The sequence below is a fragment of the Streptomyces sp. genome, assembly GCF_019510245.1.
In the GTDB taxonomy this organism is placed as follows: Bacteria; Actinomycetota; Actinomycetes; order Streptomycetales; family Streptomycetaceae; genus Streptomyces.
The window spans coordinates 73,798-97,302 of the sequence record NZ_JAEKKT010000114.1 but is presented as its reverse complement, the minus strand read 5'-3'; the positions used below and the strand labels follow the sequence as shown (position 1 = coordinate 97,302).

At 73.3% G+C, this 23,505-nt stretch carries 22 protein-coding genes; 10 read left to right on the top strand and 12 right to left on the bottom strand.

The features are described 5' to 3' along the window. Positions 1-177: 177 nt before the first annotated feature. From hypB to hypE, 5 genes are all read left to right on the top strand, one after another. On the top strand, positions 178-900 hold the full coding sequence (gene hypB / locus JF597_RS06925) for a hydrogenase nickel incorporation protein HypB (RefSeq protein ID WP_293990650.1): 723 nt from the start codon (positions 178-180) through the stop codon (positions 898-900). Beyond that, positions 897-3,260 carry a carbamoyltransferase HypF gene (hypF, locus tag JF597_RS06920; protein WP_293990648.1) on the top strand — a complete coding sequence of 788 codons (2,364 nt, stop codon included), beginning with the start codon at positions 897-899 and terminating at the stop codon, positions 3,258-3,260. The genes hypB and hypF overlap by 4 nt, the downstream gene beginning before the upstream one ends. 3 nt (positions 3,261-3,263) lie before the next feature. Further along, positions 3,264-3,566 carry a HypC/HybG/HupF family hydrogenase formation chaperone gene (locus tag JF597_RS06915; RefSeq protein ID WP_293990646.1) on the top strand — a complete coding sequence of 101 codons (303 nt, stop codon included), beginning with the start codon at positions 3,264-3,266 and terminating at the stop codon, positions 3,564-3,566. Further along, the gene (hypD, locus tag JF597_RS06910) at positions 3,563-4,690 is read left to right on the top strand and encodes a hydrogenase formation protein HypD (protein ID WP_293990644.1); all 1,128 of its coding nucleotides are present in this window, start codon (positions 3,563-3,565) and stop codon (positions 4,688-4,690) included. Before JF597_RS06915 ends, hypD begins: the two co-directional genes overlap by 4 nt. Positions 4,691-4,757: 67 nt before the next feature. Then, the gene (gene hypE / locus JF597_RS06905; protein WP_293990773.1) at positions 4,758-5,747 is read left to right on the top strand and encodes a hydrogenase expression/formation protein HypE; all 990 of its coding nucleotides are present in this window, start codon (positions 4,758-4,760) and stop codon (positions 5,745-5,747) included. Between the two features lie 52 nt (positions 5,748-5,799). Here the strand turns inward: hypE and hypA are convergent, their stop codons facing one another. The 10 genes from hypA to JF597_RS06855 all read right to left on the bottom strand — a co-directional run bounded on the left by hypA (position 5,800) and on the right by JF597_RS06855 (position 13,828). Then, positions 5,800-6,138 carry a hydrogenase maturation nickel metallochaperone HypA gene (gene hypA / locus JF597_RS06900; protein ID WP_293990642.1) on the bottom strand — a complete coding sequence of 113 codons (339 nt, stop codon included), beginning with the start codon at positions 6,136-6,138 and terminating at the stop codon, positions 5,800-5,802. A gap of 7 nt (positions 6,139-6,145) precedes the next feature. Continuing rightward, positions 6,146-6,322, bottom strand: a complete 177-nt coding sequence (locus tag JF597_RS06895; RefSeq protein WP_293990640.1) for a hypothetical protein — start codon at positions 6,320-6,322, stop codon at positions 6,146-6,148. Between the two features lie 46 nt (positions 6,323-6,368). After that, positions 6,369-6,575, bottom strand: a complete 207-nt coding sequence (locus tag JF597_RS06890; RefSeq protein WP_293990638.1) for a hypothetical protein — start codon at positions 6,573-6,575, stop codon at positions 6,369-6,371. Between the two features lie 54 nt (positions 6,576-6,629). Continuing rightward, positions 6,630-7,250 (bottom strand): DUF5947 family protein, encoded by a 621-nt coding sequence (locus JF597_RS06885; protein WP_293990636.1) that lies wholly within the window; start codon positions 7,248-7,250, stop codon positions 6,630-6,632. Beyond that, positions 7,247-7,792, bottom strand: coding sequence for a NifU family protein (locus tag JF597_RS06880; protein ID WP_293990634.1), 546 nt, complete (start codon positions 7,790-7,792; stop codon positions 7,247-7,249). The genes JF597_RS06885 and JF597_RS06880 overlap by 4 nt, the downstream gene beginning before the upstream one ends. Next, the gene (locus JF597_RS06875; protein WP_293990633.1) at positions 7,785-9,575 is read right to left on the bottom strand and encodes a nickel-dependent hydrogenase large subunit; all 1,791 of its coding nucleotides are present in this window, start codon (positions 9,573-9,575) and stop codon (positions 7,785-7,787) included. The genes JF597_RS06880 and JF597_RS06875 overlap by 8 nt, the downstream gene beginning before the upstream one ends. Positions 9,576-9,633: 58 nt before the next feature. Further along, entirely contained in the window at positions 9,634-10,725 is a 1,092-nt protein-coding gene (locus tag JF597_RS06870; protein ID WP_293990631.1) for a hydrogenase expression protein HypE, read from the bottom strand. A gap of 3 nt (positions 10,726-10,728) precedes the next feature. Further along, positions 10,729-12,153: a hypothetical protein gene (locus tag JF597_RS06865; protein ID WP_293990771.1), complete on the bottom strand. Its 1,425-nt coding sequence runs from the start codon at positions 12,151-12,153 to the stop codon at positions 10,729-10,731. A 296-nt stretch (positions 12,154-12,449) separates the two neighbouring features. Beyond that, positions 12,450-13,271 (bottom strand): maleylpyruvate isomerase family mycothiol-dependent enzyme, encoded by an 822-nt coding sequence (locus JF597_RS06860; protein ID WP_293990769.1) that lies wholly within the window; start codon positions 13,269-13,271, stop codon positions 12,450-12,452. A gap of 68 nt (positions 13,272-13,339) precedes the next feature. Continuing rightward, positions 13,340-13,828, bottom strand: coding sequence for a TetR family transcriptional regulator (locus JF597_RS06855; RefSeq protein ID WP_293990767.1), 489 nt, complete (start codon positions 13,826-13,828; stop codon positions 13,340-13,342). A 187-nt stretch (positions 13,829-14,015) separates the two neighbouring features. Between JF597_RS06855 and JF597_RS06850 the strand changes: the two genes are divergently transcribed. Together JF597_RS06850 and JF597_RS06845 are read left to right on the top strand one after the other, a co-directional pair. Next, on the top strand, positions 14,016-15,470 hold the full coding sequence (locus JF597_RS06850; RefSeq protein ID WP_293990629.1) for an aldehyde dehydrogenase: 1,455 nt from the start codon (positions 14,016-14,018) through the stop codon (positions 15,468-15,470). Positions 15,471-16,038: 568 nt separating this feature from the next. After that, positions 16,039-17,043 carry a 2-dehydropantoate 2-reductase gene (locus JF597_RS06845; protein WP_293990627.1) on the top strand — a complete coding sequence of 335 codons (1,005 nt, stop codon included), beginning with the start codon at positions 16,039-16,041 and terminating at the stop codon, positions 17,041-17,043. A gap of 29 nt (positions 17,044-17,072) precedes the next feature. Here JF597_RS06845 and JF597_RS06840 read toward each other — a convergent pair whose 3' ends face one another. Beyond that, positions 17,073-18,524 (bottom strand): WGR domain-containing protein, encoded by a 1,452-nt coding sequence (locus tag JF597_RS06840; RefSeq protein ID WP_293990625.1) that lies wholly within the window; start codon positions 18,522-18,524, stop codon positions 17,073-17,075. Between the two features lie 129 nt (positions 18,525-18,653). On the opposite strand from JF597_RS06840, the gene JF597_RS06835 reads away from it, so the two are divergent. From JF597_RS06835 to JF597_RS06825, 3 genes are all read left to right on the top strand, one after another. After that, the gene (locus JF597_RS06835; RefSeq protein ID WP_293990623.1) at positions 18,654-19,820 is read left to right on the top strand and encodes a sensor histidine kinase; all 1,167 of its coding nucleotides are present in this window, start codon (positions 18,654-18,656) and stop codon (positions 19,818-19,820) included. Beyond that, positions 19,820-20,479, top strand: coding sequence for a response regulator transcription factor (locus JF597_RS06830; protein ID WP_293990621.1), 660 nt, complete (start codon positions 19,820-19,822; stop codon positions 20,477-20,479). Before JF597_RS06835 ends, JF597_RS06830 begins: the two co-directional genes overlap by 1 nt. Positions 20,480-20,670: 191 nt before the next feature. Continuing rightward, positions 20,671-22,227, top strand: coding sequence for a carboxylesterase family protein (locus JF597_RS06825; RefSeq protein WP_293990620.1), 1,557 nt, complete (start codon positions 20,671-20,673; stop codon positions 22,225-22,227). Positions 22,228-22,308: 81 nt separating this feature from the next. On the opposite strand, the gene JF597_RS06820 is transcribed toward JF597_RS06825, so the two are convergent. Beyond that, positions 22,309-23,469 (bottom strand): ABC transporter substrate-binding protein, encoded by a 1,161-nt coding sequence (locus JF597_RS06820; protein ID WP_293990618.1) that lies wholly within the window; start codon positions 23,467-23,469, stop codon positions 22,309-22,311. Between the last annotated feature and the right edge of the window lie 36 nt (positions 23,470-23,505).

Below are 23,505 nucleotides of genomic sequence, written 5' to 3'. Positions count from 1 at the left end.
CGCCCGGCAGGGGCGCGGGGCTGTGTCCGGCATGCGGCTCCGCCGCGTGGGCGCGGCCGGCACCACCGGCTCGCGACAGGCGAACGGCATGACCAGCGAAGCGCTCGGCGGACCAGGACGCGGACCACCCGCTCCACCGGTCCTGCCCGGGCGCGGTGACCGAGGAGCGGAGCTTTCATGTGTCAGTCGGAGGAGGTCACCCGGGCCGTCCTGGCCAGGAACGACGGCCTCGCCGCGAGCCTGCGCAGCGACCTGGCCGAGCGCGGCGTCGGTGTGGTGAACCTGCTCTCCAGCCCCGGCAGCGGCAAGACCGAACTGCTCGGCCGGGTGCTGGCCCGGGCGGGGGAGCGGGGCGTGTCCGTCGCCGCCTTCACCGCCGACCTCGCCACCGAGAACGACGCGAGGCGCCTGGCCCGTTCGGGAGCGCCGGTGAAGCAACTGCTCACCGACGGGCTGTGCCACCTGGAGGCCCGGCAGGTCCGCGGCCACCTGGAGGGCTGGCTGCCGCCGGACACCGCGCTGCTGTTCGTGGAGAACGTCGGCAACCTGGTCTGTCCGGCCTCCTACGACCTCGGCGAGCACCTGCGGATCGTGCTGATGGCGGTGACCGAGGGCGAGGACAAGCCCGCGAAGTACCCCACCGCCTTCGGCTCCGCGCACCTGGTCATGCTCACCAAGACCGACCTCGCCGGACCGGCCGGCTTCGACGAGACCGCCTTCGCCGAACAGGTACGGCGGGTCAACCCCGGGGTGGAGATCGTGCGCTCCTGCGCCCGCACCGGGGAAGGCGTCGACACGATCCTGGAGCGGGTGCTCGCCGTACGGGACGGCGCCCCGGCGCACCGGCCGCCGCTCGCCCCGCACCCGCACGGCCACGTCCACGCCCCCACCGCCTCGTGACGGCGCCCACCACGACGGCGGCGGTCCGCAGACGCGTCACGGTGCGCGGGACCGTACAGGGCGTGGGCTTCCGTCCGTACGTCCACCGCCTCGCCGCCGACCTGGCGCTCACCGGCTTCGTCGGCAACACGGCGAGCGGGGTCCTCATCGAGGTCGAGGGCACGGCGGCCGGCGTCGAAGGGTTCTGCGCGCGGCTCGCCGGGGAGGCGCCGCCGCTGGCCACCGTGACCGCCGTGGCCGTCGAGGAGGTACCGGCCACCGGGGCCGACGCCGGTTTCACCATCCGCGCCACCGAGCAGTCCGCCCCCGGCCGCACCCTGCTCCCGCCCGACACCGCGACCTGCGCCGACTGCCTGCGCGAACTGGCCGATCCGGCCGACCGCCGGCACCGCCACCCCTTCATCACCTGCACCCACTGCGGCCCGCGCTTCACCATCGCCACCGGTATGCCGTACGACCGCGCGGCCACCACCATGTCCGGCTTCCCCCTGTGTCCCGCCTGCACCCGGGAGTACCACGCCCCGGCCGACCGCCGCTTCCACGCCCAGCCGGTGGCCTGCCCGGAGTGCGGCCCCCGGCTGCGGCTGGTGCCCGCCGCCGGCAGCGGCGTGAAAGCCGCTCGCGACGGTGACGCCCTCGCCCGGGCGCGGAAACTGGTCGCCGACGGGCGGATCGTCGCCGTGAAGGGCGTCGGCGGCTACCACCTGGCCTGCGACGCCTCCGACGCCCGGGCCGTGGACACCCTGCGCACCCGCAAGGCGCGCGGCGACAAGCCGTTCGCGGTGATGTGCGCGGACCTCCCCGAGGCCGAGCGGATCGCCGAGGTCGGGACGGCTGAGCGGGCGGCGCTCACCAGCCCCCGGCGCCCCATCGTCCTGCTCCGCCCCCGCCCCGCCGCCGGGCTCGCGCCCGGCGTCTGCCCCGGCAGCCCGCACCTCGGCGTCATGCTGCCCTACACGCCCGTCCACACCCTCCTCCTCGGCCTCCCCGGCGACCCGCCCGGCCCCCGCGTCCTGGTCATGACCAGCGGCAACCGCTCGGGCGAGCCCATCGTCACCGACGACGACGAGGCGCTGACCCGGCTGTTCGGGCTGGCCGACGCCTGGCTCGCCCACGACCGGCCCATCGCCTCCCCGTGCGACGACTCGCTGCTGCGGGTCCGCACCGACGGAACCGAGCAGGTCCTGCGCCGCTCCCGCGGATACGCGCCGCGCCCGCTGCGCCTGCCGGTCCCGGTGCGGCCCGCGCTCGCGGTCGGCGGCGACCTCAAGAACGCGCTGTGCGTCGGCGAGGGCGACCTGGCCTGGTTCGGGCCGCACATCGGCGACATGGGCGACCTGGCCACCCTGGAGGCGGCCGTCCGGGCGGAACGCCACGTGCGCCGGCTGACCGGGATCCGCCCCGAAACCGTCGCCGCCGACCGGCACCCCGGCTACCACTCGTCCGCCTGGGCCCGCCGCCGTGCCACCCGGCTGGCGCTCGGCAGACCGGTGTTCGTCCAGCACCACCACGCCCACATCGCCTCCGCCATGGCCGAGGCGGGTCTCGACGGCACCACACCCGTCATCGGCGTCGCCTTCGACGGCACCGGCTACGGCGACGACGGCACCGTCTGGGGCGGCGAGGTGCTCCTCGCCGACTACACCGGCTACCGGCGCCTCGCCCACCTCGCCCCGGCACCGCTGCCCGGTGGGGACGCGGGCGTCGCCAACCCGTGCCGGACGGCACTGGCCCGGCTGTGGGCGGCCGGCCTGCCCTGGGATCCCGACCTGCCCAGTGTCGCCGCCTGCTCCCTCGAGGAACTGCGCCTGCTGGAATGGCAGTTGCCGGGCGGGGTCGGCTGCGTGGCCACCTCCAGCATGGGGCGCCTCTTCGACGCCGTGTCGTCCCTGGCCGGCGTCTGCCACCGCGCGGGGTACGAGGCCCAGGCCGCCCTGGAGCTGGAGGCGCAGGCCTGCGCGGCCTGGGGCGCGGAGACGGCCGCGTACCCCTTCGGTGACCGCTTCGACCCCGCCCCCGCCCTGTGCGCGGTCATCGCCGACCTGCGGCGCGGCACCCCCGTGCCGGTGATCGCGGCCCGCTTCCACCGCGGGGTCGCCCGGGTCGTCCTGGACCTGTGCCGCGGGGCACGCCGGGCCACCGGAGTGACCACCGTCGCCCTCACCGGAGGCGTGTTCGCCAACGCGCTCCTCGAAGACGCGAGCGCAGACCTGCTGCACGGCGCCGGATTCACGGTCCTGCGGCACGGCGAGGTCCCGCCGAACGACGGCGGACTGGCGCTCGGGCAACTGGTGGTCGCGGCCCACCGGCAGCGACCCGACGACGACCGACGCAAGGCAGTCAGCGACGAGACGGAGTGACCCATGTGTTTGGCAGTGCCCGGCAGAGTCGTGAGCATCGACCACACCGCCGATCCGCTCACCGGCCTGATCGACTTCGGCGGGGTGCAGAAGCAGGCGTGTCTGGAATACGTGTCGGACGTCGAGGTCGGCGAGTACGTCATCGTCCACGTGGGCTTCGCCCTGCAGCGACTTGACGAGGAGTCGGCCCTGGCCTCCCTCAAGCTCTTCGAGGAACTGGGGCTCCTGGAGGAGGAGTTCGGCGACGCCTGGCAGCAGGCGGCCCGGCATGCGGCTCAGGAGACCGAGGGGAGCGAGGCACGGTGAAGTACCTCGACGAGTTCAACGACCCCAAGCTGGCCCGCCGGCTGCTGGACGAGATCCGGGCCACCGCCACCCGGCCCTGGGCCCTGATGGAGGTGTGCGGTGGCCAGACGCACTCCATCATCCGGCACGGCATCGACCAACTCCTGCCGGACGAAGTGGAGTTGATCCACGGGCCGGGCTGCCCGGTCTGCGTCACCCCGCTGGAGTGCATCGACAAGGCACTGGAGATCGCCGCCCGCCCCGGCGTGATCTTCTGCTCGTTCGGCGACATGCTCCGCGTCCCCGGCACCGACCGGGACCTGTTCCGGGTCAAGGGCGAGGGCGGTGACGTCCGCGTGGTCTACTCACCGCTCGACGCGCTCCAGCTCGCCCGCCGCCACCCGGACAAGCAGGTGGTGTTCTTCGCCATCGGCTTCGAGACCACCGCCCCCGCCAACGCCATGGCCGTCCACCAGGCCAAGCGCCTCGGCCTGGCCAACTTCACCCTGCTGGTCTCCCATGTCCGGGTCCCCCCGGCCATCGACGCCATCATGAGCGCCCCCGCCTGCCGGGTGCAGGCCTTCCTGGCCGCCGGGCACGTCTGCAGCGTCATGGGCACGGCCGAGTACCCCGAACTCGCCGAACGGCACCGCGTCCCCATCGTCGTCACCGGCTTCGAACCGCTCGACATCCTGGAGGGCATCCGCCGCACGGTCCGCCAGCTGGAGCGCGGCGAGCACCGGGTGGAGAACGCCTACGCCCGCGCCGTGCGCGCCGACGGCAACCCGGCCGCCGTCCGCATGATCGAGGAGGTCTTCGAGGTCACCGACCGCTCCTGGCGCGGCATCGGCCGCATCCCCGCCAGCGGCTGGCGGCTGAGCGAGGCCTACCGGGACTTCGACGCCGAGCAGCGCTTCGACGTCACCGGCATCCGCACCGAGGAACCCGCCGAATGCCGCGCCGGCGAAGTCCTGCAGGGGCTCATCAAACCCACCGACTGCGCGGCCTTCGGCACCACCTGTACCCCGCGCACCCCGCTCGGCGCCACCATGGTCTCCAGCGAGGGCGCCTGCGCCGCCTACTACCTCTACCGCCGGATGTCCGAACCGGCGCTCTCGCGCGAGGAGATGAACCCCGTTGGCTGAGCAGACCGTCGTCGACCCCGCGAACTGGAGCTGCCCGGCGCCGATCCGCGACCAGCCGGTCGTGGTCATGGGCCACGGCGGAGGCGGCGCCCTCTCCGCCGAACTGATCGAGCAGATCTTCGCCCCCGCCTACGGCAACGCCTTGCTCGCCGGGATGACCGACTCGGCCGTCCTCCACCTCGGCGGCGCCCGCCTCGCGTTCTCCACCGACTCCTACGTCGTACGGCCGCTGTTCTTCCCCGGCGGCTGCCTCGGCGACCTCGCCGTCAACGGCACCGTCAACGACCTGGCGATGAGCGGCGCCCGGCCCGCCTACCTGTCCGCCGCCTTCGTCCTGGAGGAGGGCGTCGAGCTGGCGGTCGTCGAACGCATCGCCCGGGCCATGGGCGCAGCGGCCGAGACGGCCGGTGTCACGATCGCCACCGGTGACACCAAGGTGGTCGAGAGCGGCCACGGGGACGGGGTGTACGTCACCACCGCCGGCGTCGGGCTCGTCCCCGAGCGCGTCGACATCCGGCCGCAGCGGGCCCGGCCCGGCGACGCCGTGATCGTCAGCGGACCGATCGGCCTGCACGGCGTCGCCGTGCTCAGCGTGCGGGAGGGGCTGGAGTTCGGCGTCGAGATCGCCAGCGACACCGCGCCGCTGGCCGACCTGGTCGCGACCATGCTGGACGTCACCCCCGACGTCCACGTCCTGCGCGACCCGACCCGCGGCGGCCTGGCCGCCTCCCTGAACGAGATCGCCCGCGCCTCGGGAACGGGCGTACGGCTCACCGAGCGCGCCCTGCCGGTACCGGACGCGGTCGCCAACGCCTGCGGCTTCCTCGGCCTGGACCCGCTCTACGTCGCCAACGAGGGCAGGCTCGTGGCCTTCGTTCCGCCGACGGACGCCGACGCGGTGCTGGAGGCGATGCGCGCCCATCCGCAGGGGGCCGGCGCGACCCGGATCGGGGAATGCGTGACCGAACACCCCGGCATGGTCGTGGTGGCGACCGGACTCGGCGGCACCCGGGTCGTCGACCTCCCGCTCGGGGAGCAGCTGCCGCGCATCTGCTGACGGCACGGTCATGACTCCGCCGGTGCCCGGGGTGTCCCGGGCACCGGCGGAGTCAGTCGACCGCGGTGATCTCCAGTTCCCGGCCGCTGCGCAGCTCGGTGGAGGGACGGTCGCAGTGCGGGCACCAGAAGAACGGCGGCATGCCCACGGCGAACTCCTCGGCGCACGGCTCGCACCAGGCCCGCGCGGTCACCTGCTCGACCACCAGCCGGGCGCCGGCGAGCGCGGTGCCGTCGCGGGCCACCTCGAAGGCGAAGTCCAGGGCGTCGGGGACGACCCCGGACAGTTCGCCGACCCGGACGGTCACCGCACGGACGTGGTCCGCGCCGTCCGCCCGGGCCCATTCGTCGGCCTGCTCGACGATCGCGGTCGCGATCGACAGTTCGTGCACGACCGGCTCACGGATACCGGTGACCGGCGCGCAGCCCGCCGGCGATCCGCCAGATCTTCATCTCGCGCATCATGCTGGGGATCTCGGTGACGAACAGCGCCACCAGCAGCGCGCCCACGACGGCGATCTCGGCGGTCAGGACGCGCTGGGCCGCCGTGCCTGTTCTCTTGCGTTGCATCTTCATGCGGGGAAACTCCCTGTCGCTCTGGGTCGCTCTCGGTCGCCCTGGGTCATCCGGGCGGGATGTTCGGCATCACGTCCAGCAGCACGTCGTGCCGCTTCCAGCGGATGTTGGTCGAGCGCCGCGCGTCGGCGGTGCCGTCCGGGTGGTGTCCGGACTGCTTCGTGTTGGGGCCCTTGTTGCCCTGGTGCATGCCGGGCACGTGGGACGGCGTGTCGGGCCTCGCCTGGGCGCGGCCGACCCTGATGCTGCCCATCGGGTTCTCCTTCCTCGGGCCTTCCTGTGCTGCCGTTCCTCAAGGCCGTTCGGCTCAGGGCCGCTCGGTGAGCTCCTCGAAGAAACGCTCCACGGCCGGCCACATCCGGCCACCGCCGGACAGGCCGCGCCACTCCCGGCGGACGACGGCGAGCATGCGAAAGCAGTCGTCGACCGGGACGATCCAGTGGTGGTCGAGGCCGTGCACCGTGTTGACCAGCAGTGCCTCGACATCGGGGGTCATGCCGGCCAGCGGCGGGCAGCCGGCGACCGCCCGCTGCCAGGCCGCGGCCGCCACCTCCCAGCGCATGGCCCCGGCCGGGCTCGGCCCCTCCGCGGTGACCGAGCCGTCGGCACGCGGTACGAAGAAGACCAGGCCGACCGGGACCCCGAGGGCCGCGGTGTCGACCTTCGGGAGGCGGACCCGGCGGGTGGGGATCAGCCGGAACTGGCCGTCGCCCGCGCCGGTGCCCCGCCGGGCGTCGGCGAACAGCACCGAGCAGGCGCGGCAGGCACAGCGGACCTCGGCCCGCCCGGTGTCGTACAGATGCGGATGGTCCCCGGACAGCGGCTCGGCGCACAGGTCGCACGCCTCCGCCCCGGGCGCCGGCTGCCGGTCGGCCGAGGAACGGATGAGGCGGGCCAGGGCTCCGCCGGGCGGTGTCCGGGTGGTCACCGGGCCTCCTGTGGCCGGCGCAGGGAGTCCAGGGGGACGAAGGCGGGCGCCGGGGCCTCGGGCACCGGCTGCACGTCGGCCAGCTCGGGGGCCGCGGCGAGCACCGCCTCCCGGACGGCGTCGGTCACCTCCGTGGTACCTCCGCCGCACCCCGAGCCGCAACCGCCGCCCGCGGTCAGCCGCACCCGGCCCACCTCGCCCTCCACCCCGGCCCACTCGACGTCGCCGCCGCGGTCCCGCACGGCGGGGCGCAGCCGCTCGACCGCGCGGGCGGCCCGGAGCTCGGGCGCGTCCGGGTGGATGTCGTGCAGGACCATGAGGTGGTCGAGCAGCTCGTCGCCGGCGAGCCGCTCGGCCAGCGGTGCGTCCGCGTGGTCGAGGACGCGGGCGAGCGCCTCGCCGTAGACCTCGGTCAGCAGCCGTACCGCCTCGACGGCCGAGCCGCCGGTCGGTCCGGGAGCGGACTCCAGGCTCTCCAGCAGCCCGTCGAGCCGGGCCAGCCGGGACTCGACCGCCGGGCCGTCGAGCCGTCCGTCAGCCATGGTTCGCCCCGTACACCGGCGAGTGCGTGACGCTCAGTGTCTTGCCCTTGCCCGTGTACATGTGGACACCGCACGGCAGGCAGGGGTCGAAGCTGCGGACCGTGCGCATGATGTCGACGCCCTTGAAGTCGTCCGGGCCGTTCTCCTCGAAGATCGGCTGGCCCATGACGGCGTCCTCGTACGGGCCCGGGGTGCCGAACTTGTCACGCGGGCTGGCGTTCCACGGGGTCGGTGGGTACGGGTGGTAGTTGGCGATCTTCTTGTCCTTGATCACCAGGTGGTGCGAGAGCACCCCGCGCACGGCCTCGTGGAAGCCGCAGCCGATCGCCTCGTCCGGCACCTCGAAGTCCTCGAACACCTTGGTGTCGCCGGACCTGACCAGCCCCATCGCCTCGTCCAGGAACTGCAGCGCCATGGCGGCCGCGTAGGCGACGAAGTACGGCCGGGCACGGTCGCGTTCGAGGGTGTTCGACCACTTCGGGATCTTCCACTCCAGCGTGGTCTCCGGCAGGCTCGCCCCCTTGGGCAGCGAGATCCGCACGCTGGTGCCGGTGGCCTTGATGTACGGCGTGTCCACGAGGCCGCTGAGCGCGGTCGACCAGAGCCGGGCCAGCGGGCCGCCGCCGGTGTCCAGGGCCAGGTGGTCGCCGGTGCGCTGGTCGTACCAGCGGGGGCTCATCACCCAGCTGTAGTTGCCCTCGAAGTCCCGCTTCTGCGGCACCGGGAGGGTCGTCTGGTTCCACGGGTGGCGCATGTCGACGGGGTTGCCGAGCGGGTCGTGGGTGACGAACGGGTCCTCGTTCACCCAGTCCTCGTAGAACGAGCTGCCCAGCATGATCCTGAGGCCCAGGTTGATGTCGACCAGGTTGTTGGTGACCAGCTCGCCGTCGACCACGATGCCCGGCGTGACGTACATCGCCTTGCCCCAGCGGTCCATGTTCTCGTACCGGTAGTCGACGACCTTCGGGTCCTGCCACGCGCCCCAGCAGCCCAGCAGGACACGGCGCTTGCCGACCTCCTCGTAGCCGGGCAGCGCCTCGTAGAAGAAGTCGAAGACGTCGTCGTTCATGGCGACGGCCTTCTTCACGAAGTCGATGACGTGCATCAGCCGGCTGAGGTAGTCGGTGAACGCGGTCGGCGACGGCATGGTGCCGACCCCGCCCGGATAGAGGGTGGAGGGGTGCACGTGCCGGCCCTCCATCAGGCAGAACATCTCCCGGGTGGTCCGGGAGACCTTCAGGGCCTCCTTGTAGACCTCGCCCTCGAAGGGGTTGAAGGCCTTCATGATGTCCGCGATGGTCCGGTAGCCGTGGATGTCGCCGCGCGGCGCGTTGGTCTTCTGCGCGCGGGCCAGGACGCTCGGGTTGGTGGCCTTGACCATCTGCTCGCAGAAGTCCACGAAGACCAGGTTGTCCTGGAAGATCGTGTGGTCGAACATGTACTCGGCCGCTTCGCCGAGGTTGACGATGTGCTCGGCGAGCGGCGGCGGCTTCACGCCGTACGCCATCTGCTGGGCGTAGTCGGAGCACGTCGTGTGGTTGTCGCCGCAGATGCCGCAGATGCGGGAGGTGATGAACCCGGCGTCGCGCGGGTCCTTGCCCTTCATGAAGACGGAGTAGCCGCGGAAGAGGGAGGAGGTGCTGTGACACTCCACCACCTCCCGGTTGGCGAAGTCGATCTTCGTGTAGATGCCCAGGTTTCCGATGATCCGGGTGATCGGATCCCAGGACATGTCCACGATCTGCGCGGGCTTGCGCCCTTTCTGCCGGGCCTCGGTTGTCATCGGCGTTCGCTGACCTTTGCTGTGGGGGGACGGGGGGTGGGGGACGGGCCGTGGCGCGTCAGGGGCGCCAGCGCGGGGCGTAGCCGCTGGTGAGCTTGCGCTTGTTGTGGCGCCACTTCGGCTCGTGGTTGACCAGCTCGTTGGTGAAGCCGCGCAGCCTGCGGATGACCGCCCCGTACGGCTTGATCGCGAGCGAGGAGAGGGTGCCGCCGGGCGGCTCGTCCATGAACGGCATGAACGCGTCCGGGAAGCCCGGCATGGTGCAGCCGATGCAGATGCCGCCGACGTTCGGGCAGCCGCCGATGCCGGCCATCCAGCCCCGCTTGGGCACGTTGCAGTTCACGACCGGACCCCAGCAGCCCGTCTTGACCAGACACTTGGGCGAGTTGTAGTCCGTCGCGAAGGTCGCCTGCTCGTAGTAGGCGGCTCGGTCGCAGCCCTCGTGGACGGTACGGCCGAACAGCCACTGCGGCCGCAGCATGTGGTCCAGCGGCGGCGGGGGAGCGGTGCCGGCGGCGTGGTAGAGCACCCAGACCAGGGTCTCCATGAAGTTCTCCGGCTGCACCGGGCAGCCCGGGATGTTCACCACCGGCAGCCCGCCCTGCGACTTGAAGTCCCAGCCGAGGTAGTCCGCGAGGCCCATGGCGCCGGTCGGGTTGCCGGCCATCGCGTGGATGCCGCCGAAGGCGGCGCAGGTGCCGATGGCCACCACCGCCCAGGCCCGGGGCGCCAGTTCGTCGATCCAGTCGTTGAGGGTCTGCGGCTGACCGGTCTCCGGGTCGTTGCCGAAGGAGGTCCAGTAGCCGTCACCCTCGATGATGTTCTGGTTCGGGATGGAGCCCTCGATGACGAGGATGAACGGCTCCAGCTCGCCCCGCGCCGCCTTCCGGTAGGGCGCCAGGAAGTCCTCGCCGCCGAGGCTCGGCGAGAGCACCTTGTTCACCAGGTTGACCTTCGGGATCCCCGGGATCAGGCCCAGGACCAGGTCCTCGATGGAGGGCTGGTCGGCGGCGGTCACCGAGACGGTGTCGCCGTCGCAGCTCATGCCCTCGGAGATCCAGAGGATGGTGATCTCGTCGAACCCCTGGGGTTCGCCGGCCCGGCCGGCCTCGCCGACGACGGCCGTGGTGCCGTTCTTGCTGGTGCTCATGTGCTAGGCCTCCGATGGAGTGGGTCCCGGGGACGGCTCTTCAGCCGCCGCTGGGTCCGGGACGTCGGTGCCCCCGAGCGGCTCGACTTCGTCGGGCCGGAAGTAGTGGAAACGCCCGTACCAGCCGTGCAGTTCGGCTGCCGGGTCGTCGTCCACGGTGACGGCGAGGTGGGTGCTGCCGTCCACGTCGTGGAAGACGGCGGCCACCGTCGCGGTCCGGCCGGCCAGGAACATGTCCTGCGCGTCGGCGCCCCGGCCGCGCGGGCGCAGCCGCACGGGGCTGCCGCCGCCGACCCGCACGCCGCCGACCAGGACGGTGTCGGTGGCCGGGGAGAGCCCGTCGTCGCCGCCCTCCTGCCACCAAGCCGGACGCCCGGTGGGGGAGGCCGGGGAGGCCTCGCCGGACGGGCCGAGTGAGCGGATGGCGCCGTGCAGGCGCTCGAAGACCTCCGGCGGCATGGTGTCGACCCGGTCGAGGATCTCGGCGGCCCGCGGGTCGGTGGCCCGGGCCTCCCGCTTCTCCTCGTCCGTGAGCAGCATGGTCCGCAGGGTGAGGATCTCGTCGATCTCACCGGCGTCGTGCAGGTCACCGGGGCTCTCCGGCGCCACCTGCGGATGGTCGGGGAGGATGATCGGCGAGGAGAGCAGCAGGGGAGAGACCGAGCCGTCCTCGGGGGCGGTGGCGGGGGGAGCGCCGCCGAGCACCGGGAAGGTGAAGTCGTTGCGCAGGCTCCGGGTGGCCTCCTGGAGGGCCCGGCCCGGGTCGATCAGGGAGACGAACTCGGCGCCCTCGACGCCGAGGAGGGTGTGGGTGGCGATGAGCGCGTGCCGCAGGGCCAGGTCGCGCGGGGCGCGCGGATCCCCCACATGCCCGTCGTTCGCAGTGCGCACCCGGAGCCGGAAGAGGCCCTCGCCGAGCCGTTCGGCCTCCAGGACGGCGCTCGCCCGCACCTCCGCCCGGCGGCGTACGATCCGCCCATCGCCGGAGGGCAGTTCCTCGGTCTCGGTCGCGGCCGGGGAGCTCACCGCGAACCGGTGCTCACCCTCGTCCAGCGCGATCGTGAGGTCGGCCGCGCGGGCCACCGCCTCCTCGAAGGTCAGCTGCACGGTCCCGTCGGCACAGGTCAGCGACTCGACGGGCAGCCCGTCGGCGTCCTCGACCTGTTTGTGCTGGAGCTGCAGATACCGCACCCGTACCCGCAGCCGCACGGCCGCGTCCGGCCGGCGCATCCGAAGCAGGCACTCGGTCCGCTGGTACCAGGAGTCGGCCGCACCCGACATGCCCGGTCCGACCGGCCCGTCGGCCTCCACCCAGTCGCGGGGGAAGAGGACCCCGAACTGCCAGCGGGCACGATTCTTCGGCGAGGACCGCCGATAGGGGTAGAGGAGGTAGCCCTCGTAGAGCACGGCATCGGCGACGGCACTCATCGCCTCGAAGGTCGGCGCGGGGCGGCCGGAGCCCTCCACCAGGGCAGTGCGGGGCGCTCTGCCGTCGACCAGTCCGTCCGCCATGCAGCCTCCTCGGATCCGCGGGCGCGCCCATACCTTCCACCAAGGTCACACCGGTCACGCCCGCGCGCCTCTTCTGGAGGAGGGGGGTTGGGCCGGACGGGGGACGCCGGGGAGCGCGCCGGATCGGCCGGCGGAGACGGCCCGCGCGGACCGGGAATTCGATGGCGCCGGCCCGGGCGGACGGCGGCGAGGCCGGTGTGGCGGCGGCGGTGTCAGGGGGCGACGAAGAGGGCGGGGAAGCGGGGCCCGAGCCAGGGTTTGCGTCCGTAGGCGAGCACCTGGCCCCGGGCGATGGCGAGCCACGGGTTGCGGCGGCCGAGGGCGATGAGCAGGAAGGCGACCGGGTCGATGAGGATCGTGCAGTCCGGGCGGTCCGACGGCTCCGGGGTCACCCGTACGGCACCGTCGGCCAGGGTGACGCCGAAGGCGCCGCCACCGCGCAGCCGGATCGTGTAGCGGGCGGTCAGGCCGGCGGTGGCCGTGCCGTCCGCCACGGCCGGCATCGCCGAGAGCAGGAACGGCACGCACCACGCGACCCGTTCGGCGTCGATCATGTGCGGGCGGCGCACCGCACGGGCGAGGTCGTAGCCGTGGCCCAGCATGTGGGTGAGCAGATAGGAGGCGAGTACGGACCGGTCCATCGGGCCGAGCGGGGTCACCGGCGCCGGACCGTCGGCGGCTGCGGCCAGCGCGTCGGCGCAGCGCTCCGCCTGCTCGGTGATCATCGCCGCGAGCGGGGCCGCCCTGCGCTCCGCGAAGGCGGCCAGCGACTCGGCGTTGGCCGCCGCCAGGCTCTGCGGTGTGCCGTTCCCGTACGGCCGGTCCCGCCCCACGGCGAGGTCGGCCATCAGCTCGTTGGCGAGCGCGAGATGAGCGGCCGCCTCGCCGACCGTCCACAGCGACCCCGGTACGGCGGCATCCGTGTCGGCGACGCCGTCGAGCACGGCCGTGATGTCGGCGGCGGTCTGCCGTATCGCCTGTCCGAGTCCCGCGGGCAGCGCCCCGTGGACGTCCTGCCGTGCCGCCTGATCCACCCCGGTCACCCCTGTTCTGTCGCGCGGTACCCAATCAGACGCACGGGCGCACCACAACCCCCCGGCGATCACCGCGTCCCGAGACCTCGCAGAAAGGTGTCGACGACCGTGTCGGCGGCCTGGGCCGCGCCGAGTCCGGGCAGTTGCTGCGCCGCCAGGTGCATGAGCTGCGGCAGCAGTGAACTGGCCCAGGCCGGCGGCAGGTCGTCGCGGAGCAGCCCCTCCTCGGTGGCCCGCCGCAGGAAGTCGTCCACCTCCCGGACCAGGGCGTCGCGCCGCTCCCGGATCGCGTCGTCGGCCCGCAGCCGGGTGAGCTCCACGGGCCACGTGCGGTTGACGGCGATGATCTCCTCGACGTACCGGTGCAGTGCCACGGCGACCGGGGCCTCCCGCAGTCTGGCGTGCTCGACGGCCCGCTCGACCGCGTCGTACCGGGCCTCGTAGATGGCCGCCAGCAGTTCCTCGCGGGACGCGAACCGCCGGTAGACGGTGCGCCGGTCGACACCGGCCTCGGCGGCGATCGCGGCGATGCTCGCGCCCGGATCGACGGCGAGCATTCGGGCCCCGGTGGTCAGGACGGCTTCCAGATTGCGTGCTGCGTCGGCTCTCACGGCCCAGAGCATATCCGGAGGTGTGGAACCTGTCTCACCTTCCGCAACTCAGCTGAGACCTCCATGAAGGTAAGTGCTACATTGAAGTGACAGATAACAGGGTCACTTCCCTCGGATCCTCCGGAGAGAGCACATGATCACTTACGACCGTCTCTACGTCGCGGGCTCGTGGACGGCGCCCGGCGACCCGGAACTCCTCGACATCCGCTCGCCGCACGACCAGACGGTCATCGGCCGTGCCGCCCAGGCCCGGCCCGCCGACGTGGACCGCGCCGTCGCCGCCGCCCGGGCGGCCTTCGACGAGGGCCCGTGGCCGCGGACGCCACCGGCGGAGCGCATCGCCGCCGTACGGCGCCTGAACGCCCTGCGGGAGGCCGACGCCGAGCGGATCGCCGACCTCATCTCGGCCGAGAACGGCTCGGCCCGCTGGTTCACCGGGGCCGGCCAGCCGGGGCTCACCCGGCAGGCCGAGGCCTACCTCGGGGCGGCGGAGGCGTTCGGCTGGGAGGAGACCCTGGATTCCGCGTCGGGGGTCCGGACGGTGGTGCGCCGCGAGCCCGTCGGTGTCGTGGCCGCGGTCATCCCCTGGAACTCCCCGTTCTCGGCCGCCATGGCGAAGATCATCCCCGCGCTGCTGGCCGGCAACACCGGCGTCCTCAAGGTGTCCCCGGAGAACTCGCTGAGCATGGGGGTGCTCGCCGAGCTGCTGGAGCGGACCGGGCTGCCGGAAGGCGTGATCAGCGTCCTCCCCGCCGACCGGGAGACCAGCGAGTACCTCGTCTCGCACCGCGACATCGACAAGATCGCGTTCACCGGCTCGACCCGGGCCGGCCGCAGGATCGCCGCCATCGCGGGCGAGCAGCTGAAGCGGGTCAGCCTGGAACTGGGCGGCAAGTCGGCCGCGATCATCCTCCCGGACGCGGACCTCGGCCGGGCGGTGCCGGGACTGAAGTTCGCCTCCCTCCTCAACAACGGCGAGTCCTGCATCGCACAGACCCGCGTCCTCGCGCCGCGCGGCCGGTACGAGGAGGTCGTCACCGCCCTCAAGGACCTCGTGGAGTCGCTCAAGGTCGGCGACCCGGCCGACCCCGACACCTTCATCGGCCCGATGGTCCGCCGGGACCAGCAGCAGCGCGTGCGCGACTACATCGAACTCGGCATCCGGGAGGGCGCCCGGCTCGTCACCGGCGGCCCGCAGGTCCCGCCGGGTCTGGAGAACGGCAACTACGTCACGCCCACGGTGTTCGCCGACGTCGACAACTCCTCGCGGATCGCCCAGGAGGAGATCTTCGGCCCCGTTCTCGTGGTCATCCCCTACGACGACGAGGACCACGCGGTGCGGATCGCCAACGACTCCGAGTACGGCCTCTCCGGCGGCGTGTGGTCCGCCGACGAGGCCCACGCCCTCGACGTCGCCCGCCGGCTGCGCACCGGCACGGTCACCGTCAACGGCGCACCCATCTCCTTCCACGGCCCCTTCGGCGGCCACAAGGCCAGCGGCATCGGCCGCGAGTACGGCGCGGTGGGGCTCGCCCAGTACGTCGAGTACAAGTCGGTCACGCTTGGCCACGCGGTCCGGAACGACTGACCCCCCCAGAAGGCGCCAGAACCTCAGGGACCGCTGGTGCGCCCCGGCGCAGGGAGGTCGGTTCTCCGGCGGCCGCCCGGCGAGGGCACCCTGCGTCGCGGCCCAGGAGGCGAGCAACTCGCGGACCTCCTGTCGGTCGTCCGCCCTCAGACCGTACGTGCGGCGGGCCGCACGAGGGAGGTACTGCCGGTACACCCATCGACGGTGACTGGCAGGCGGCCACCGGGGGCGGTTACCTGGAGGAGGTGGCGCGTCCCCGGCCCTCCGTCGGCGGGGTCGAAGCAGCCCACCCTCGGCGCGCGGACACCGCGCGGCCCGGGGCCGGGCCCCCGCGACCGCCCCTCAGCGGTCCGGCTTTCGCGAGCAAAGAAGTGGCTTCCGCAACCGCACAGCAGCAAGGAACGCCTTCCGTGGGACCCGCCACCGGCGGCACCTGAGCCGCCGGTGACGGGGCCGGATCCGATGTGGTGTCGCCTGTGACAACATCAGGCGGGGAGCGTGTCTGAGCAGCAGGACCCGGACGACCCGGCCCCACCCCGGCCCGCCGCCGATCCACCGGAGGTCACCCGTGTCGAAGCCCCGTTTCGCCGTGCTCGGCGCCGGCAGCATCGGCTGCCATCTCGGCGGCCACCTCGTCGCCGCCGGGTACGAGGTGGTGTTCATCGGCCGGCCGTCCGGCATGCGGGCACTGCGTGAACGAGGGCTCACCCTCACCGGCTCCGCCCGTCCACCCGTCCACCTCGCGCCCGACCGGCTGACCCTCGCCACCGGGACCGAGGCCGCTGCCGACGCCGACTACGTACTGGTCACCGTCAAGACCGCGGGCACCGAGGCCGCCGCCGAGGACCTCGCCGCCCACCTCGCCCCCGGCGCCGTCGTGGTCAGCTTCCAGAACGGGCTGCACAACCCCGCCACCCTGCGCCCCGCCCTGCCGGGACACACCGTGCTCGCCGGCATGGTGCCCTACAACGTGGTCCAGCCCGAACCCGGCACCGTCCACCAGGGCATGCCGGGCACGCTCATGACCGAGCCCGACGACACCCTGCACGCGGCCCTGCGCAGCGCGAACCTGGCCGTCGCGGCCCGCACCGACATGGCCGCCGTACAGCACGCCAAACTGCTGATGAACCTCAACAACGCGGTCAACGCCCTGTCCGGGCTGCCGCTGCGCGACCAGCTCGGCCAACGGGCCTACCGCCGCTGCCTGGCCCTGTGCCAGCGCGAAGCCCTCGCCGCCTACCGCGCCGCCGGCATCGCCCCCGCCCGCCTCGGGCCGACCTCGCCGCGCCTGACCCAGTACGTACTCGAACTGCCCGACGCCGCGTTCCGCCGGGTGGCCGCGGCCTCCCTCCGGATCGACGCCCACGCGCGCTCGTCGATGTGGGAGGACCTGCAACGCGGCCGCCCGACAGAGATCGATTCACTCCAGGGCGAGATCGTCGCCGTCGCCCGCAGCCACGGACACCGGGCCGCCGCCAACGCCCGGCTCGCGGCCCTGGTGCACGAGGCGGAGGCCACCCCGCGCACCTGGACCGGGGCGGAGCTGTACGCCGAGCTGCGCGCCGCGTCCTGAACCCTGTTCCTCAGGGTGGTGGCCCCGGCTCAGAGCAGTCGCCGGATGTCACCGCGTACCCGGTAGAAGCCGCCGGCCGCGGTGTGCAGGGAGTCCACGACATAGCGGGCCCCGGGCTCGCGTATCGCACGGGGGAACTGCACGTTCAGCTGGTCGTAGCCGTCCGAGACGACGTGCACCCGGACCTGGCCCGCCTCCTGGACGCACTCCACGACGATCGCCCCGGTGGGCGCCTGCGCGACGGTGGTCACCGCGGCCACGGTCGTGGCCGGCGCGCAGGCCGGCATCGCCGCGGCCGCCTTGACGTCCCGCGGCACCGGCACCGAGCCCTGCTGGGCCGCCGCGACGGCCGCCTCGCTCGCGTCCACGCAGACCAGGGAGCCGTCGGTGGTCACCAGGTAGAGCCGCTCGTCGTGGTACTGCATCGACAGCGCCGAACCGCCGCCCGTGCCCAGCTTCCACAGCCGGGTGCCGTCCCGGTCGAAGCAGTAGACGGACGAGGCCGCGTCACCGGCGAACACGAACCGCCCGCCGGGCGAGGTCGCGCACGAGTACACGGCGCTGTCACAGGTGTACGTCGCCTCGATCGCGCCGGTCGCCTTCGACAGCCGCTGGACCGCCTTGTGGGCGGTGCCCGCGTACACCACGTCGCCCTCCTGCCAGCCGAACAGCACCCCGCCCCTGGTCGGCGTGTGCCACAACTCCCGGCCGCCGTCGGGGGCGTAGGCGGTGACGCCCCTCGTGTGGCCGTGGTACACGGCCCGTTCGTCGGCGCGGACCATCCAGGCCTGCTCGCCCGGGCTGCGGCGGGCCCACTGGTGCTCGTCCTCGTGGTCGATGACGGTGAGCCGGCCGTCGCGGTCGGAGACGTCCAGCACTCCCTCGTGGATGTCCAGCCAGAAGATGTCGACGTCCGCCGCGATGTCGTAGGCCACGAACGGCAGCTTCGAGGACAGGTCGTACACCTTGCCGTCGTCACAGCCCGCGTAGATCCAGAAGTCGTCGGCGACCAGGCACTTCACGCCGTCCGGGAGACTGAAGCGGGCCAGCACGCCGCCCTCATGGTCCAGGGTGTACACATCGCCCGACTGGTTGCCGACCCAGCAGCGGTCGTCGTCGACATGGATGCCGAACGCGGCGGAGCCGGTGCGAAAGCGCCACAGCACGGGCGCGGCGGAGCGCGCGGTGGAGGGGGCCGACGCGACCTGACGCCGGGTCACCGAGCGGGGCGCGCGGGCTCCCTGCACGGCCGGGGCGTATCCCTTGCGCACCTTCTCGCCGACCTTCTTCGCGGCGGCGGCCCGTGCCTTCTCCACCGTCGCGAACGTCGTCGTCTGCGTCTGCCCCCCGGCGCCGATCCGGCCGTACCGCACGGTCACGACCAGGCCGGCGACGGAGACCTCGTAGAACTTGTGCGCGGCGCCGTCCTCCTGGGACAGCTCCAGACACGTCGTCGACCCCGTGGCAGTACCGGTGGACATGGCAGACCAGACCCCTCCCCATACGGATCCGCCGTCCGTCCGGGGGATCCACTGATCAGAACGTAGCCCGAGCCACTGACAACGGCCTTCGCCGGCCGCCCTGCCCGCGGCTGTGGATAGGGTCGAGGCGTGGACCGCAGCAGCAGGCAGCCGGACGACGTACTCGGCGGGGAAGCGGGGGACGAGCCGTCGCCCCGCGCGGCCCGGGCCCTGTGGTGCGGGTCGGCCGCTCTGGTGCTCGCCGTCCTCGGCACCTCGGTGCTCGTCACCGGCACGGACCACGCCGGACGACTGCCCGCGGCGCTGGCGCTGGTCCTCCTGCAGTCCGTCGCCCTGAGGTGGGTGGTGCGCGCCCCGGCCGCCGTACTGGCCGCGACCGCGGCGGCGGGGCTCGCGGTGTGGGCGCTGCTGCCGGCGGTGACCTTGACCGGCGCCCTGCTCGCGGCGCAGGTCGCGTTGTGCGTGCTGTCGGCGATCAGGCCCCGGCGGGTGTCGGCGCGGGCACTCGTGGCGATGTGCCTGCCGGCGCCGTCGGCCTTCGTCACGGGCGGCCCCGCGGGCCTCGCGGTCTTCCTGCTGACGGTGGTGCTGGCGTGGACCGCGGGGCAGTGGCGCAGGGCGCAGCGGGCCCGGACGAGGTCGGAGACGCGCCGGGCCGTGGTGGAGGAGAGGGCGCGGATCGCGCGCGAGGTGCACGACGTCGTGGCGCACACCCTGTCGGTGATGGTCGTCCAGGCGGGTGCCGCCGACGACGTGTTCACCCGGCAGCCCGAACAGGCCCGGGAGGCGTTGCGGGCCATCGAGACGGGTGCCCGGTCGGCGCTCGGCGAACTGCGCCTGCTGCTCCGCGCGTTCGGGCCCGACGCGGCTGAGGAGGAGACCGGGGAGCTGCGGCGGCCGGGGCCCTCGCTGGCGCGTCTGGACGAACTGGCCGGCACCGTGCGGGCCACCGGGATGTCCGTGCACGTGGACCGGGACGGCATGACCGACGGACTGCCGGCCACGGTGGACCTGGCGGCCTACCGAATCGTGCAGGAAGCCCTGACCAACACCCTGCGCCACGCGGCGGGCGCCGACGAGGTGAGCGTGCGGGTGCGGGTGGATGGGAAGTGGGTGGAGGTCACCGTGGCCGACAACGGCCTTACGGCACAGGGGCGTTCGGGCACGACGGGAGCGGGGCGCGGGCTCGTGGGGATGCGGGAGCGGGCGCGGCTGGTGGGCGGCAGTCTCCGTGCGGGCCCGCTGCCCGGCGGCGGCTTCGAGGTGGCGGCGCGGCTGCCGGTGGAGCGTGTGTGATGACGCTGCGTGTGATCCTGGCCGACGACCAGGCCCTGGTCCGTACCGGATTCCGCATGATCATCGACGCCCGGGACGACCTGGAGGTGGTCGGTGAGGCGTCCGACGGCGGCGAAGCGGTACGGCTGACCCGGGAACTCGCGCCCGACGTGGTGCTGATGGACGTACGCATGCCCGTCGTGGACGGCATCGAGGCGACCCGGCGGATCGTGGCGGACGGCAGCCGGGCCCGGGTGCTCGTGCTGACCACCTGGGACGTGGACGCGCACGTGGTCGCCGCCCTGCGGGCCGGAGCCTGCGGTTTCCTGCTGAAGGACATCCGCGCCCCCGAACTCGTCGACGCGATCCGTGTCACCGCGCGCGGTGACGCGCTGCTGGCGCCCACCGTGCTGAGCCGGGTCCTCGACCGGTTCCTGCGCACCACGCCCGGCCCGGCGCCGCCGCCCTCCCTGCGGGACCTCTCCGGCCGCGAGCGGGAGGTGCTCACTCTGATCGGGCAGGCACTGTCGAACGCGGAGATCGCCGAGCGGCTGCGGCTGTCGGAAGCCACCGTCAAGAACCACGTCACCGCGGTGCTGCGCAAACTGGGCCTGCGCGACCGCGTCCAGGCCGTCGTCGCCGCCTACGACCACGGCCTGGTACGACCGCGCCGCCCCTGACGGCATCGGCACCGGGCCCTCCTCCTCACGGAGGAGACCGGGCCGCCGTCCTCCCCCGCTCCCGGTGGCGGTCCCTCCTGGCGGCCGATCCGCGGCCCGGGCGACCGGCCCTAGCGTCGAGACGAGACCGACGACCTGGCCTGCCCTGCTCGCCCAGGACGACGCGACCGACGGCCCGTACGGGGGAGACGATGACCAAGCACCGCACCTTGACCGCCCTGACCTGCGCCCTGACCGCCCTGCTCGCGCCGGCCCGGGCGCCGGCGCCGCCCGCCGGGCCCGCCGTCGCCACGACGGTGCACACCCGCGAAGGCCTGGTGCGGGGTGCCGCTCACGACGGTTACCGCACCTTCGAGGGCATCCCCTACGCGGCACCGCCGGTCGGCCCGCTGCGCTGGGCGGCGCCGCACCGCCCGGCCGCCTGGACCGGAGTACGGGACGCGACCCGGCCCGCGAGCGCCTGCCCGCAGCCGGCCGGCGAGGTGCCCGGCGGCAGCACCGACGAGGACTGCCTCCATCTGAACGTCACGACCCCCGACGGCGCGGCACCGGCGCGCCCCCGGCCGGTGATCGTGTGGCTGCACGGCGGCGGTTTCACCACCGGGGCCGGCAGCTCGTACGACGCCCACCGCCTGGCCACCCGGGGCGACGTCGTGGTCGTCACCGTCAACTACCGCCTGGGGGCCCTCGGTTTCCTCGCCCACGCGGGCCTGCCCGGCTCCGGCACCTTCGGTCTGGCCGACCAGCAGGCGGCGCTGCGCTGGGTCCGCTCCGGCATCCGCGCCTTCGGCGGCGACCCGCACAACGTGACGCTGGCCGGCGAGTCGGCGGGCGGTTACGGCGTCTGCGCCCAACTCGCCTCGCCCGCGGCCGCCGGACTCTTCGATCGCGCGATCATCGAGAGCGGTCCCTGCACCGGCAGCCCCGACCGCCCCTTCGCACCGTCCGCCGTCCCGCCGGCCACGGCACGTGGCGCGGGCGCCGACCTCGCGGCGAAGGCCGGCTGCGGCTCCTCGCCTGACGTCCTCGCCTGTCTGCGGCGCGTGCGCGTCTCCCGGCTGCTCGCGGTGCAGGAGACAGACCAACAGCCCGCCTACGGCACTCCCTTGCTGCCCGGTGATCCCGCGGCGGTGATCGCCGCCGGCCGCTTCCACCATGTCCCCGTGCTCATCGGGAACAACCACGACGAGGGCAACGGCTGGGCCGCCGGCATCATCCAGTCCGGCAACCCCGTCACCCCCGCCACCTGGCCCGACGTCGTGGCCGCCTTCTTCCCCTCCCCGGGGCAGGCGAAGGCGATCGTCGACGAGTACCCGGTGCACGGCACCGACGGCGGCCCGGTGTTCGGCGCGGTCATCGGCGACGCGGACTTCGCCTGCCCGACGGCGCGCGCCGCCGGCCTGCTCGCGGCCCGGGTGCCGGTCTGGCGCTACGAGTTCGCCGACGAGCACGCGCCACCCCTCACCCCGGGCACCCCGCCGTTCCCGCTCGGCGCGCCGCACGCGAGTGAACTGCCCTATCTGTTCGACCTGGGCGGCCGCCCCCGCGAGCTGACCCCGGCACAGCACCGCCTGGCCGACACCATGATCGGCTACTGGGCCCGTTTCGCCCGCACCGCCGACCCGAACGGCCCGTCGTCGCCGCGGTGGTCCCGGCGGACGGTGCTGTCCCTGGCTCCGGACCACGTCGTCCCCACCCGCACGGCGATGTCCCGCCACCACTGCGCGTTCTGGAGCGCGCTCAACTAGCCGGGGCGAAGAACGCCGCACGGTCCGCCCGCCGGGACGGCGCCGGCCCACGGCACGGGTCCGTGGTCCGGTGCTGTCGGGTCAGTCGCGCGCCGGGGGAGTGTAGAAGTCGCCCACGGATGTCCAGACGCCGTTCTTGACCTCCACCTTCTGCACGCTGCGGGTGCCCAGGTGGTTGCTCGCGCTGAAGCTCATGACCGGCGACACCCCCGGGTCCACCTCGGCCGCCTTCTGGTAGGCGGCGGTGAGGGACTGGGCCGTGACGGGCCCCTTGACGGTCCTCGCGATCTCGGCGAACACCTTGGCGTTGCTCCAGCCCCACAGGGCGAGGAAGCCCGCGGTCTGGCCGGGCTCGTACTTGGCCATCGCGGTCCGGAACTCCTTCACCGCGGGGTCGTCGTCCGAGGGCGCCTTGACCAGCTGGACGGCCTTGAGACCCTCGGCGGCGTCCTTGGCCAGGGCGATCGTCGACTCGGCCGCCACCGGGGCGTAGGCGTACGTGGGCAGCGAGAGACCCTGCAGCTTGGCCTCCTTGAGGAAGGCGGCCGCCTCGGGGGAGGTGAGGATCAGGACGACCGCCTGCGGCTTCGCCGACTTCACCTTGCTGATGACCGGGGTGTAGTCGGTGGTCTGGTACTTGACCGGCAGCCGCTCGACGTCGACCGAGGGGTCCAGCTTCTTGGCGACGGGCGCCACCTGCTCGGCCACGTTCACGAACGCGGCCGGGTCGCTGTGCACGACGAGGATCTTCTTCGCGCCGTCCTGCACCGCCCAGGCGGCGACCGCCGCGGCCTGGTCCTCGTAGAGGGTCTGGGTGCCGAACAGGCCGGCGCGCGGCGGCTTGTACCAGTTCTCGGCGCCGCCCACCTCGTTGAGGACCGGCACCTTGGACTGTGTGAGGACGAACGGGAAGGCCGCCTCCGCCTGGGAGGTGCCGTTCGCGTTGACGATCGCCACGACCTTGTCCTGGCCTACCAGTTCACGTGCGATCTGCACGGTCTGCTGCGGATCGGCCGCGTTGTCCTTGACGGTCCACTCGACCTTGCGGCCGTTGACGCCACCCTGGGCGTTGAGCATCTTGAAGTACGCGTCGGCCCCCGCCTTCTCGGCCACGCCGTACGTGGCGGTGGAGCCCGTGAGGGGCAGCCACGCGCCGATGTGGATCTCGGAGGAGCTGCCGCCCGCCGATGCCGAGTCCTGACCGGCACAGGCGGTCGCGGTCAGTGCCAGTACGGCGAGCACGGCTGTCGCTCCCGCCGCACGGCGGGATCTGCTGAT